We start from the raw sequence: 12,626 nt of genomic DNA, 5'->3' as shown, positions 1-12,626 counted from the left end.
AGGCGCAGGTTTGGCCTGGGTTTCCGCGGTAACCTTGATGGTGCAATGGCGGAACGGGAGCGGGTTTTCTCTCCGAAGTGCCGGAGACTCTCCGGACCTTGAGGGTTGGTCGACTTTGCCAACAAGGTCTAGAGCGTTGTTTTTCCTTGATCCTGGTGCAGCCTGGCTGATCGGGATTCAGCGGAGCGATTGCTCACCCAATAGGCGTCGCTAACGCTCTCCAAGGCACCAAGCCCTACGTCTGCTCGCCCAGTAGGTGCAGCACCAGCTCTCGGCGGTGCGGCGCCATGCGGTGCCACGGTGAGGAGTTCCCGAATGCGCGTGGCCGGCACCGGGCGGCCGAGGAGGAAGCCTTGGGCGCGTTGGCATCCCTCGGCACGTAGCAACGCCAGGTGCCTCTCCGTCTCGACGCCCTCCGCCGTGACGCCGAGCTGAAGGCTGCGCGATAGAGCCAGGATCGCCGTCACGATGGCGGTCGCGTCGGCGTCGCAGCCCAGTCCCTTCACGAAGGAGCGGTCGATCTTGATTCGGTCGAAGGGGAAGCGGCGCAGGTAGCTCAGGCTGGCGTAGCCCGTGCCGAAGTCGTCAAGCGCCAGGCGGACACCCAGGCGCTTGATGGCGGCGAGCGCGGCGAGGGCACGGTCAGTGTCATCCACCAGCAATCCCTCTGTCACTTCGAGTTCGAGTCGGTCCGCGGGAAGGCCGGTGCTGCGCAGCACATCGGCGACGAGCTGCGGCAGCCCGGGCTGGCGGAACTGCGCAGGAGAGAGGTTAACCGCAATGCAGGCTTCGGACGGCCATGTGGCGGCCTCTGCGCAGGCGGTCTCCAGCGCCCAGCGGCCAAGCGGCAGAATGAGGCCGCACTCCTCCGCGACAGGCACGAACTCGGCGGGAGAGACAGGACCGCGTACGGGGTGGTGCCACCGGGCGAGGGCCTCGAAGCCAACGAGGCGGCCCGTCGGGCAATCCATGATCGGTTGGTAGTGCAGGTCGAGCTGTCCGAGCGCGAGCGCCTCGCCAAGGTCGTGCTCCAGCGCATGGCGCTCGTGCATCCGCCCGTCTGTGGCTTCCTCGAAGAAGCGGAAGGTACCGCGCCCCTCGCGCTTTGCGCGGTAGAGTGCCGTATCCGCGTGGCGCAGCAGCCTTTCCCCAGTCGTGCCATCCGCAGGGTACAGGGCCACGCCGACACTGGTCCCGACAGAGACGCTTCGGCCTTCGAGCTGGATGCCTTGCGAGAGGACCGAGACGAGCCGGCGCGCGAGCGAGGCGGCCTCGGCGCGCCCGGCACCGGGTTGCACGACCACGAACTCGTCTCCGCCGGTGCGCGCCAGCGTGTCCGACGCACGCACAGCCGCGCGGAGCCGCTCTGCCGCGAAGACGAGCAGCCGGTCGCCAGCTGGGTGTCCGAAGACGTCATTGATCGATTTGAAGCGGTCAAGGTCCATGCAGTGGATAGCGTACGAGCCGTCCGTCGCAACGGCGGCTTCCAGCGCCTGCCGCAGCCGCTCGTCCAGGAGGACGCGATTGGGCAGGCCGGTCAGATGGTCGTGGTGGGCGAGGAAATCGATGCGCTCCTCGGCGCGCTTCCGTTCAGAAATGTCGCGCAGGGCCGTTACGGTGGCTGGGCGACCATCATGCTCGATCGGTCGGGTCAGTACCTCGACCGGTAGAACTGCACCGTCGGCCGCGCGTAAGCGGATCTCCGCCATCTCGGTCGCCCCGTGACGAAGACGTTGGCGTACCAACTCCGTGTCGGCCGCGTCCACGAGGTCGACCGCGTCGCGACCGACCACCTGTCCATGGGCAAGCCCAACCATGCGGCAGAAGGCCGCATTGGCGTCCAGGATGGTCCCGTCGCGGTGGATCACAATACCCTCTAGCGCGGCCCCAGCGAGTTGGCGCAGTCGCGTCGCCTCTCTCGCCGCACGCGTGGTCAGGATTTGGTCGACGAGCGCGCCCGATAGGCTCAACGCGAGGATCACGGCGCTGGCCCCGACAACCGCAATGGCGAGCGTTCCTGTATGGATAAGACTGCCGTTGCTTGACAGCCCCGCGATCAGGACACCATGCGCTAGTCCGGGCTCTGGAACGCTTGTGTCGCCTGGAATGGGGATGATCTCGACTGCTGCCATGGCCGTGTAGTGCATGCCAAGGACGGTAAGCGAAAGAAGTGCGGCGCCGCCGAGACGGCGGGGCAGGCGGGCGCCCCAGGCGCCGAGCCCAAGGCCGAGCGCAGCGAGTGGCGGTGCGATGGCCACCGCCGTGGCGGCCAAATCGGGATCAATGAGGATTGTGCCCGGGAGGTGCATCGCTGCCATGCCGATGAAATGCATGGCGGCGATCGACCCGCCGAGCAGCATCCCGCCTGCCATCATTCCTGCGAGTTGACCTTGGCGTTGTTGCAGGGCGTCGGCAGCTGCGAAAGCAGCCCAGGCGCCGAGGGAGGCCACTGCTGCCGACAGCAGTGTGGTCGTGACCTCGTAGCTACTCGGCAGCCTGGGCTGGAAAGCCAGCATGCTGACGAAGTGAGTGGCCCAGACACCGCAGCCGAAAACAGCGCCTGCCCCGGCTAACCAAGCCGTTCGTGGCCACCCCGAGGCCGCCTCGCGCCGTGACAACATGTTGAGGGCCGCCAGGCAGGCGACGGCGCAGACCACGACGGCAAGAACGACCAGCCGGTGGTCATGCTCAACTGTCACGCACGTTAGAACTCGCAGCATTCCAGCCGACGTCGCTTTCCTGGACAAAAATCAGGCTACACAGGTGAACCCGGCACTGGGCCTGCAATCTGGGCGTTCAAGATTACAGTTTCGTGAGTCTGTGGAAGAGCAACCAATACTAACTCGGAAAAAACCGAGCAAATTTAGTAACTCGATGCACGGCGACCGCAACGAGTCTACTTGGAATAGACGGCCGCCCGCAGTGGCAGCTATGTCCGATTGACCGTTCAATGGAGCTCCTCCTAGCCTCGGCGACTGCTCAGGGAGGAAGAAATGGGCGCTATGGAACGCCGGACGCTGTTCCGGGGCATTGCCGCGTTGGGTGGTGCCATGCTCGCTTCGCCCTCCGTCGCGCAACCGGCAAAAGCTGCCACGCTGCGTTTCGTGCCGCAGGCGAACCTCACCGCGCTTGATCCGATCTGGACGAGTGCGATCGTGACCCAAATGCACGGGTACCATGTCTATGACACGCTCTACGCCGTAGATGGGCAACTCAGGCCTCGACCGCAGATGGCAGAGGGTCACACGGTTTACGATAATGGTCGTGTGTGGCGCATCCGGCTGCGGGAAGGGCTCCGCTTCCACGACGGGGAGCCCGTGCGCGCCCAGGATTGTGCCGCGAGCCTGGCACGTTGGTCAAAGCGCGACCCGTTCGGCCAGCTCTTGGCGCCAGCTGTAGAAGCCTGGCGCGCCGCCGATGATCGCACGCTGGAAATCCGGCTGACCAGACCGTTCCCGCTCTTGCTTGACGCTCTCGCCAAGCCCGACGCCAACGTGGCCTTCATCATACCCGAGCGCTTGGCCGCGACTGATGCAAACGCTCAAGTCAGCGAGGTTGTTGGGTCCGGTCCGTACCGCTTCCTGAAAGATGAGTTCGTCTCGGGAAGTCGCGTAACCTATACGAAGTTCGAGGGCTACGTACCGCGGCAGGAGCCGTCTGACTGGGCTTCGGGCGGCAAGGTCGCGCATTTCCCGCGCATCGAGTGGCACATCCTGCCCGACCCTGCGACCGCCGCGGCCGCGCTCCAGAGCGGCGAGGTCGACTGGGTAGAGCAGCCGCTTTCGGATCTCATCCCTACGCTCGCCCGCAGCCGCAGTATCACGCTCGAAGTGCTCAATCCTGCCGGATTCATGAGCCTCATGCGGCTTAATCACCTACAGGGACCGTTCAACAATCTGAAAACGCGGCAGGCCGTGGCGCTCGCCGTCAACCAGGCCGACTACATGCGTGCGATCCTCGGTGATGATCAGTCGGTCTGGCGCGAGTGCCGGAGCCTGTTCCCCTGCGGCACGCCGCTCGGAGCGGAAGATCTTTCAGAACTCACCAGTCCGCCGCGCAGCCTGGATCGGGCCAAGGCCGCGCTCGCTGCCTCCGGCTATCGCGGCGATAAGGTGACCATTATCAACCCAACGGACTTTCCGCTGATCGGTCCCCATGGCCAGGTCACGGCTGACGTGCTGCGCCGGCTGGGCATGAACGTCGACCTTGCCGAGAGCGACTGGGGCACAGTCGTTCAGCGCCGTGTACGCCAAGAGCCAGTCGAGCAGGGTGGCTGGAGCATCTTCCACACCTACGGCTCGTCCCTGGCGTACTTGAATCCGGCGGTGTCTTCTCTGGTGAAAGGACCAGGCCAGTCCGGATGGTTCGGCTGGTACGAGAACCCCCGCATGCAGGAGTTGGTCCAGGCCTGGATGGATGCGCCCGACGCGGAGCGCCAGAAGTCACTGGGCAGTGAGATCAACAAGCTGGCGCAAGACGACGTGGCGACCATCCCTCTCGGGCAGTTCTTCATCCGCACTGCCTACCGGAAATCCATCACCGGACTGATGAAAGGCAGCATGCCTTATCCCTGGGGCGTGCGGCCGTCCTAACGGCGAGGCTTCGGGAACGGGATGGGCACCTTGGCGGACCTAGATGGGTTTCTCGCCCGGCTTTTCGCACCGTGTTTGCCGGGTGGCGCCGCCAGAGTGGAAACATGTAGAGGCTGCCGCCATAATGCAGCAGCCAGCAATCCGAAGCTCTCCGAGGAGGCCGATGTCGATAGACATCCCCACCCACCGTTGACCCTTGTTGCCCGCCGTCAGCTGCTGGCCGGGGTGGCCATCAAGGCAGGGGCAGCGATGTTCGGAGAGACGCCTGGTGCCGCTGCGGCACCAGAGCTGCGCGCGCCATTCCGCCCGGGGCTGTTCCGGAGTTTCTTCCTCGGTGGCTTTGAGTGCTCAACGCAGCGTCGTGCCGACGGGCGGCGGCTAGACCTGATCGCGGCCACGCGGCACGACCAGCTGGCGGCTTCTGACTACCTCCAGCTGACCGAACACGGCATCACGGCCGCCCGCGACGGCGTGCGCTGGCACCTCGTGGAGGGCGGCACGCCGGGATGGTACGACTGGTCACCCGTGCTGCCGCTACTCCGCGCGGCAGAAGCCGCGGGCGTGCAGGTGTCCTGGGACTTGTGCCACTATGGCTGGCCGGACGGGCTGGACGTATTTTCAGTCAGTTTCGTGGACCGCTTAGCTCATTATGCCGCGGCCTTCGCCCGCTTGCATCTCGAGGAGACCGGCAGCCCGCCCGTAATCTGCCCGGTGAACGAGATCTCCTTCCTGGCCTGGGCCGGCGGTGACATGGCAAGGATGAACCCCACCGCGCGCGGACGTGGCCTTGAGCTTAAGCGCCAGCTCGTGCGGGCCGCGGCGGCCGCGGCACGGGCGGTGCGCGAAGCGACGCCAGGGGCTCGGATTCTCGCGATTGAGCCGATCATCCATGTCGTGCCGCAACGGAGCGAGGATACAGAGCTCGCTGAAGCTTGGTACAACAGGGCGCAGTTCCAAGCCTGGGACATGCTTGCTGGGCGGGTGGAGCCTGCACTTGGTGGCGGGCCCGAGACGTTCGACGCGGTGGGCGTCAACTACTACTGGAACAATCAGTGGAGTTGCGCGGGGGAATGGCTGCCTCAGGGACGTTGGCTATGCGAGGGCGAGCCGCTGTCACCTTTCGACCCGCGCACCCGCCCGCTGCATGCGCTCCTGGCGGCCGTCCACAGGCGCTATGGCTGCCCACTCTTCCTGGCCGAGACCAGCATTGAGGACGACCTCCGTGCGCCTTGGCTGCGCCACGTCGGCGGCGAGGTGCGTGAGGCCGTTCGGCGAGGCGTTCCGGTCGAGGGCGTCTGCCTCTATCCCATTCTTGGCCATCCCGGGTGGGACGATGACCGCTACTGCGCCAATGGCCTGTTCGAGCTGGAGCCGAACGGGAGTGGCCGCCGCCCCGTCCATGCGCCCTTGGCGACTGAGCTCCGGTGGCAGCAGCATTTATTTGCGCTGCAGTTCGGAAAGCACTCAGGTCGGGCAAACTGACCACCAGGCAGTGCGTGGCGCACCATACTTGCGGCCGATCATTCCGCCTTGATGCCTGCCGTCCGCACTACGCCGCGCCAGCGCTCCACCTCCTCGCGTTGGAAGGCGGCGTACGCCTCGGGCGAGCCCGCCTCCACCGTGAAGCCGACCTGCTCAAGCCGCTGCCGTCCCTCGGGATGGCGCAGCGCCTCGGTTGCAACGGTGTGCAGACGCCTGACCAGCGGCGCAGGCATACCAGGAGGAGCCATGAGGGCCTGCCAGGAAGTGACCACGAAGTCCTTCAACCCCGCTTCGCTGGCGGTGGGCACATCGGGCAGCACCGGGTGGCGCTCGGCGCTGGTGACCACAATTGGGCGCAGCCGTCCGCCCTGGATATGGCCCGCCACCGTGCCGAGGTTCTGGAAGCTTAGCTCCACGTTGCCGGCGATCAGGTCAGTGGCTGCCGCCGCTCCGCCTGCATAAGGGACGTGAGTCGTTCGGTCTCTGTGAGCTGCTTGAAAAGCTCCATGGTCATTTGGTCCGAGGACCCGACGCCGCTGGTTGAGTAGCTGGTACGGCCACGATTGCGCCGCAGCCAGTCGATGACGCCGCGCAAGTCGGTCGCGGGCACCTTGTCCGGGTTCACCACCAGCACATTCGGCGTGGTGACCGCCAGCGTGATGGGGGTGAAGGCCAGCGGGTCGTAGCCGAGGTTCGGGCGCAGCACGGCGTTAATGGCGAAGACGCCGATCGAGCCCACGAGCAGAGTGTGCCCGTCTGGCTGCGCCCGGGCCAGGCGCGACGCGACCTCGCCGGTCGCACCAGTCCGGTTCTCGACCACCACCGGCTGGCTAAGTGACTGGCCGCCGTACTGGGCGATGACGCGGGCGACGATGTCCGACGGGCCGCCTGCGACAAAGGGAACGAGGATGGTGACGGGGCGGCTGGGCCAGGCTTCGGCCCCGTCCTGTTGCGGCTGTGCAGCCAGGGGACTGGCCGCGACCGCGGCACCGAGTGTGAGCGCATGACGGCGGAGTATAAGGGACGCTTTCTCTCCCGGGCGGAGGTTGGCTCTGCTACGCCATGATGCGGGTCAGGCACGTCCCTGACCACCCCCAAGCAGGGTTGCGTCATCGACGAACCGAGGGGCTCAGGCAATTGATTTCAATTCGGTCTTGGCCGCCATGCCCATCGCCGGCGCCCCTCGAGTTTCAGGCATAGCCGACCAGACCAGAATGCCACCCAGGGCGGCAATCGAGGCGAGCACCAGGAAGGCGGTGTCATACCCGGCCCACACCACCAGCACCCCACCGAGAACCATACTCATCATGCTGCCAATCCCGTGCATCGTGGCCACCACGCCTTGCGCGGCCGCGAAGTGCCCGCTGCCGCGCGTCAGGTCGGCGACCACGATCGGGAAGAGCGCGCCAATCAGGCCCGCACCAACCCCATCGAGGAGCTGGATCCCGATCAGCCAGGCTCGCTCGTCGGAGAGGGTATAGAGCGTCCCCCGCAGCACCAGGGCGACGAAGGCGGCCAGCAGCAGCGGCTTGCGTCCCCAGGCATCCACCCGCACCCCGACCAACGCCGCGACTGGTACCATGACCGCCTGTGCGACGATGGCGGAGGCCGCTGTGAGCGCGATGCCCTGGCCGAGATTGCCCAGCGCCAGCTTCTGCGACACCAGCCCCAGCATGCAGGCATTAGCGAGGTGGAACAGAGCGCCACAAGCCGCGAAGATCAACAGGGGCCGGGAGCCCAGCAGCACGCGCCAAGCCGTGGGCTGTGCCGCATTCGTCACCTCGCCGGGTAGCAGGCCCCGGGCGACAGCGTGATCGATCGAGCCCGCAGGAACTGCCACGGCAGCCGCAATGCTGGCAACAGCCGTAAAACCCATGGACCAGAACAGCACCGCGTTGCCGAAGAAGGGCGCGGTGAGCAGGATCGCCAGGCTAATCGTACCGTCGCCAAGATGGAACAGCGCCTCGTTCCGCCCAGCGCGGCGGGCAAAGCGTGCCGGGCCAACTACTCCGAGTGAGATGGCGGCGAGCGTCGGCCCGATTGTGACGCCGGCCATGGCTCCGACTAGCCCCGCCAGCGCCACCGACCAGAATTGAGGCGCGAGCGGGATGACAAGACAGGTTGCGGTCATCACCACGACCGCGCCCGCGATCAGCGCGCGCTTGGCTTGCACCGCATCGACGAGTGCGCCGAGAGGCGCCTGCGACAGCAGCCCGGTCAGCATGCCGACCGAGAGCGCGGCACCGATGCTCGCCGGATCCCAGCCGTGTTCGGCCAGGAGATAGATGCCGAGATAGGCGCCGAGCCCATACCGGGCGTCGGAGACGAAGAAACTCAGGGCGTCCAGTGCGCGCTCAGCGCCCCGCTGCTTCATGGGAGGGCTCCGGATCAGGACGGCGGAGTGGAACAGCCAATGAAACGGGCGCGGTTTTGCCTCGTTCCAAGGGCAAGAACACTCACACTACACCGGAAGAGCAGCGCCGAACCGCCTAGGTTTACCTCGGTCGGCACATCAGGCGGCTCCAATCTCTCCCCGCCGAGGGCCTGTGGGCGCGACCACCGCTCAGTCTGAGAGCGCGCTCACGATCTACTAAAGGCCCGACGGACCGAGGGGGCGCGAGAGCCCCCACGTCATCTGGAGGCGCCGTTCCTCCGGCTGTTCACTCCACCCGCGCGCCCGAAGCCCGGACCAGCGGCGCGAAGCGCGTCTCATTCTCGCGGCGGAACTCTGCAAGGCCCGCGGGTGGTGTCCACCACACCGTGGCACCCGCCTCTTCGAAGCGACGGCGAACTTCGGTGCTCTCAACCGCTTCGCGCCCGACCTCGGCGATCCGCTCAATGATTCCGGGCTCGATGCCGGCGGGGCCGAGCACCCCGCCCCAGGAGTTGATCTCGTAGCCTGGCAGGAACTCCGACATCGCCGGCACGTCTGGCGCCTGCGGGCTGCGCCTAGCGCCGGTCACGGCGAGCGGCCGCACTTGACCCTCGCGCGAGAGGCGCAGCGCCTCGGGGATGTTGCCGAAGATGATGTCGACGCGGCCGCCCAAGAGGTCGTTGTAGGCCTGCGCGCCTCCGCGGTAGGGCACGTGCAACATGTTCACTTGGCCCATATGCTTGAACATCTCGCCCGCAATGTGGAGCGTGGTGCCGGCGCCCGAGCTCCCAAAGCTGAAGCGGCCGGGCTCGCGGCGGCAGAGCGCGATGAGCTCAGGGACGCTATGGGCTGGAACGCCGGGGCGCACGATAAGCAGATTCGGCAACTGCCACAGGCCGCAGATATAGGAGAAGTCGCGCTCGACGTCGTAGGGCAGCCGAGGGTAGAGAGTAGGCGCGATCGAGAGGGAGGAGACTGAGGCGAGCCCAATCGTGTTGCCATCCGGTGTGGCACGCGCGATCGCCTCCGTGCCTACATTCCCGCCCGAACCTGAGCGGTTCTCGACAGCAAAAGACTGGCCCGTGATCTCGGCCATCCGATTGCACCAGATGCGCGAAAGGATGTCGGTTCCTCCGCCGGGCGGAAAGATTCCGATAAAGCGGATTGGTTGCGTGGGCCAGGCCAAGCGCTGGGCGCGCGTGGCCGCAGCGGCGCAGGTCGCGCCCACGATGCCCAGCCAGGCACGGCGCGTTCCGCAACCCGGTGCGTACCGGTTTCGGCCGACGTTGATCGTGTCCCCAATCATAACTACTTCCCCGCGCGTCGGTGGCTCGGCTCGGCAACGAAAAGCGTGAGCTGCAGCTACAGCGTCCAGCAGAGTCGGTCCTGGATGGCGGTGCCCACCACCGCGGCAACCGAAAACCTTTGTGCGAGTGCGTTGCGTCTGCAGCACCTAAACGTTCGTCACCTCCATTTCGGCCTTCAAGTAAACGGTATGCTTCGGCACGGCGCCGTCAACTGAGCAGGCTCGGCGGTTCCGGCGGGCCGGGCCTTGGCTACGGGTTAAGCAAAGACACCACGGTAGCTTGTTCAGACCGCTCGAATGGGAAGATGTCTAGCAGGGCCGGCAACGTGACGGCTCTAGACGCTCGCCCATCCAGGATGGCCCCTACGAGGTTCGGTGCCAGCAGCGTCAGCCACAACAGCGCTCTGTGGTAGCCCCGCACAATCCGCTGCCATCTCGCTGATCAAGGTGTAGCCCCCCGTCCAGCAGCCGCTGATACCGGAACGCCCGCGCCGATGTCTTCACAAGCGTTTGGTCAGCCCGCGTCGGACGGTGTTAGCGCCGACCCGCAGCACCGGCGTGACCATCGTCTTCCGCCCCGGCCGGCGTCGAATGGCCAGCGGCATCCGGAACGTGGTGCTGGTGGCCGCGCTCATGCCGCGAGGCGCTACACCGATGCCCGTATGGTGGGTGCCCGTCTGCTCGACTGGCACCAGCATGTCCTGTCCTTTGCCTCCTTTGCGCTGGCGCCGCTTCTCGGGACAGGCGTAGCCTCGATCAAGGACGAAGGCGACCAGAGGGAGGGAGCGGGGCATGGGTGACGTGCGCCAGGTGAAGGGCTGCTGCCCGCTGGACTGTCAGGACACCTGCGCCTGGGTAGCCGAGGTCGACGACGGGCGTGTGACTGCTGTACGGGGCGCCAAGGCCCACCCGTTCACACGCGGCGTGCTCTGCGCCAAGGTCAACGATTACCAGGCCCGGACCTACGCCCCTGACCGCCTCCTGCACCCGCTGCGCCGCAGCGGTCCGAAGGGCTCCGGCCTGTTCGAGCGAGTGTCCTGGGATGAGGCTCTCGACCTGATCGCCGGCCGCTTCGGGCAGATCGCCACTCGACGCGGCCCGGAGGCGCTGCTGCCCCATCGCTATCTCGGGTCTATGGGCGTCGTGCAGCGGCGCGCGCCCATGCGCCTCTTCCACGCCCTTGGCGCGAGCCGGCTAACGGGCGGCATCTGTAGCGTCTCCGCCCAAGCTGTGGCCTCCGAGGGACTGCCGCTGGGCTTCGACCCCGAGGATGTGGCGGAAAGCCGGCTCATTCTGCTTTGGGGCGTCAACCTGCTCTCGACCTGCCATCACCACTGGCACTTCGTGCAAGAGGCGCGACGCCGCCACGGCGCACGCGTGATCTGCCTCGACCCGCTCCACACCCGAACCGCGCGGCAATGCGACGAGCACGTCCAGCTTCGCCCAGGTTCCGACGCGGTCCTCGCGGCCGGCATGGCTCGGGTGATGCTCGATGAGGGGCTGGCCGACCTTGAGTTCGCTCGCGGTGCATGCGCCGATTTCGACGAACTTGCCGCTGAGGTCGCGCCCTGGACACCGGAGCGCGTCGCCGGGACGTGCGGCGTCACCCCGGAGACGGTGCTGCGGCTCGCCCGCGAATTCGCCATCGCGCGGCCCGCTGTCATCCGGGCCGGCGTCGGGCCGCAGCAGACCGCGGGCGGCGAGGCCTTCGTGCGTGCCATCGGGGCGCTCGCCATCTTGGGCGGGCACTGGCGCCACCGCGGCGGCGGCGTGCTGATTATGGCCAATCCGGGACTGGAGGACCTACGGGTCGACCGCGCGGACCTGATCCCGGCGGCCGCTGCACCGCGTGGCCTCGACATGGCTCGGCTCGGCGAGACCTTGACCGACCCCGCGCTCGACCCACCGGTGGAAGGGCTGATGGTCTGGGGCACGAACCCGGCAGTGGTGCAGCCCGACGCGGCGCGGGTGCACCGTGGCTTGATGCGCGAGGACCTCTTCACCGTCGTCCTTGAGCATTTCCTAACCGACACAGCACGTCTGGCCGACGTGGTGCTGCCCTCGACGACGCAGCTTGAGCATTTCGACGTGCTGGGCGCCTGGGGCCACCAGTACATCACGGTGAACCTGCCCGCGATCGCCCCGCTTGGCGAGGCGAAGTCGCACGGCGAAATCATGCGACTGCTGGCGCAGCGGATGGGGCTAGACCACCCGGCGATGTACGAAACCGACGAGGAGATCGCCGCCTCGGCGCTGCCGCCAGGCGTGAGCCTCGACGCTTTGAAGCAGGCGGGGTGGGTGAAGATGGCGAAACCCGCGCCACGGCTCGAGGGCGCCGGGTTGCGGCTCGCGCGCGGCGGTCCGCCCCCACCGCCTGCCCCGCCCACTAGGGGGATGCTGCAACTACTCACGCCGAAAGCGCACTTCTTTCTCAACTCAAGCTTTGCCAACATGCCCCGTCAGCAGCGGAGCGAGGGCAGCGGGCCGACAATCGGCATGGCGCCGGCCGACGCCACCGCACGGGGCTTGCGCGACGGGGAGGCGGTGCACGTGCGCAACGCACAGGGCGTGATCCCGGCCACCCTGCGGATCACCGATGCCGTCCTTCCCGGCGTTGTCGCCCTGCCGGGGAAGTGGTGGAGCACGCGCGAGGAGGAGGGCGCAGTGGAGAACCTGCTCAGCCCTCCTGCCTGGTCACCTGGCGGTCAGCCAGCCTTCAATGACACCTTCGTCGAGGTGATAGGCACGAGCGCGCCACAGGCCGATGCACGCCCGGCAAGGGGACTGTAGGACTGTCCTGAATACACGCGGTGCAGGACTTCATGCCTTGCCTCCTTCTCCGTCAGTGCGCTCGGCTCTGACGACGACCTAC

Annotated in this window: 9 protein-coding genes; 3 read left to right on the top strand and 6 right to left on the bottom strand. The window is 66.8% G+C overall.

Translation table 11 applies throughout. The features are described from left to right. Positions 1-128 precede the first annotated feature (128 nt). Positions 129-2,699 (bottom strand): EAL domain-containing protein, encoded by a 2,571-nt coding sequence (locus tag JMJ56_RS25775; protein WP_328702473.1) that lies wholly within the window; start codon positions 2,697-2,699, stop codon positions 129-131. A 303-nt stretch (positions 2,700-3,002) separates the two neighbouring features. Between JMJ56_RS25775 and JMJ56_RS25770 the strand changes: the two genes are divergently transcribed. Both JMJ56_RS25770 and JMJ56_RS25765 read left to right on the top strand, forming a co-directional pair. Continuing rightward, complete coding sequence (locus JMJ56_RS25770) at positions 3,003-4,592, top strand: ABC transporter substrate-binding protein (RefSeq protein WP_202834626.1); 1,590 nt, start codon at positions 3,003-3,005, stop codon at positions 4,590-4,592. 30 nt (positions 4,593-4,622) lie between these two features. Continuing rightward, positions 4,623-6,074 (top strand): glycoside hydrolase family 1 protein, encoded by a 1,452-nt coding sequence (locus JMJ56_RS25765; protein ID WP_236038532.1) that lies wholly within the window; start codon positions 4,623-4,625, stop codon positions 6,072-6,074. Between the two features lie 38 nt (positions 6,075-6,112). Here JMJ56_RS25765 and JMJ56_RS35665 read toward each other — a convergent pair whose 3' ends face one another. The 5 genes from JMJ56_RS35665 to JMJ56_RS25745 all read right to left on the bottom strand — a co-directional run bounded on the left by JMJ56_RS35665 (position 6,113) and on the right by JMJ56_RS25745 (position 10,548). Then, positions 6,113-6,502, bottom strand: a complete 390-nt coding sequence (locus JMJ56_RS35665; protein WP_407927953.1) for a Bug family tripartite tricarboxylate transporter substrate binding protein — start codon at positions 6,500-6,502, stop codon at positions 6,113-6,115. Next, positions 6,502-6,897, bottom strand: coding sequence for a Bug family tripartite tricarboxylate transporter substrate binding protein (locus JMJ56_RS35660; protein ID WP_407927950.1), 396 nt, complete (start codon positions 6,895-6,897; stop codon positions 6,502-6,504). The genes JMJ56_RS35665 and JMJ56_RS35660 overlap by 1 nt, the downstream gene beginning before the upstream one ends. Positions 6,898-7,203: 306 nt before the next feature. Continuing rightward, entirely contained in the window at positions 7,204-8,448 is a 1,245-nt protein-coding gene (locus tag JMJ56_RS25755; RefSeq protein WP_202834625.1) for an MFS transporter, read from the bottom strand. 286 nt (positions 8,449-8,734) lie between these two features. Continuing rightward, on the bottom strand, positions 8,735-9,754 hold the full coding sequence (locus JMJ56_RS25750) for a Bug family tripartite tricarboxylate transporter substrate binding protein (RefSeq protein ID WP_236038530.1): 1,020 nt from the start codon (positions 9,752-9,754) through the stop codon (positions 8,735-8,737). A 500-nt stretch (positions 9,755-10,254) separates the two neighbouring features. After that, positions 10,255-10,548, bottom strand: coding sequence for a hypothetical protein (locus JMJ56_RS25745; protein ID WP_202834623.1), 294 nt, complete (start codon positions 10,546-10,548; stop codon positions 10,255-10,257). Between JMJ56_RS25745 and JMJ56_RS25740 the strand changes: the two genes are divergently transcribed. Then, positions 10,547-12,544 (top strand): molybdopterin-containing oxidoreductase family protein, encoded by a 1,998-nt coding sequence (locus JMJ56_RS25740; protein ID WP_202834622.1) that lies wholly within the window; start codon positions 10,547-10,549, stop codon positions 12,542-12,544. The two genes, JMJ56_RS25745 and JMJ56_RS25740, sit on opposite strands and share 2 nt — an antisense overlap. Positions 12,545-12,626: the final 82 nt, after the last annotated feature.

Source organism: Belnapia arida (genome assembly GCF_016773205.1).
GTDB lineage: Bacteria > Pseudomonadota > Alphaproteobacteria > Acetobacterales > Acetobacteraceae > Belnapia > Belnapia arida.
The sequence above is the reverse complement of the archived record's forward strand: the minus strand, read 5'-3'. Positions and strand labels throughout refer to the sequence as shown.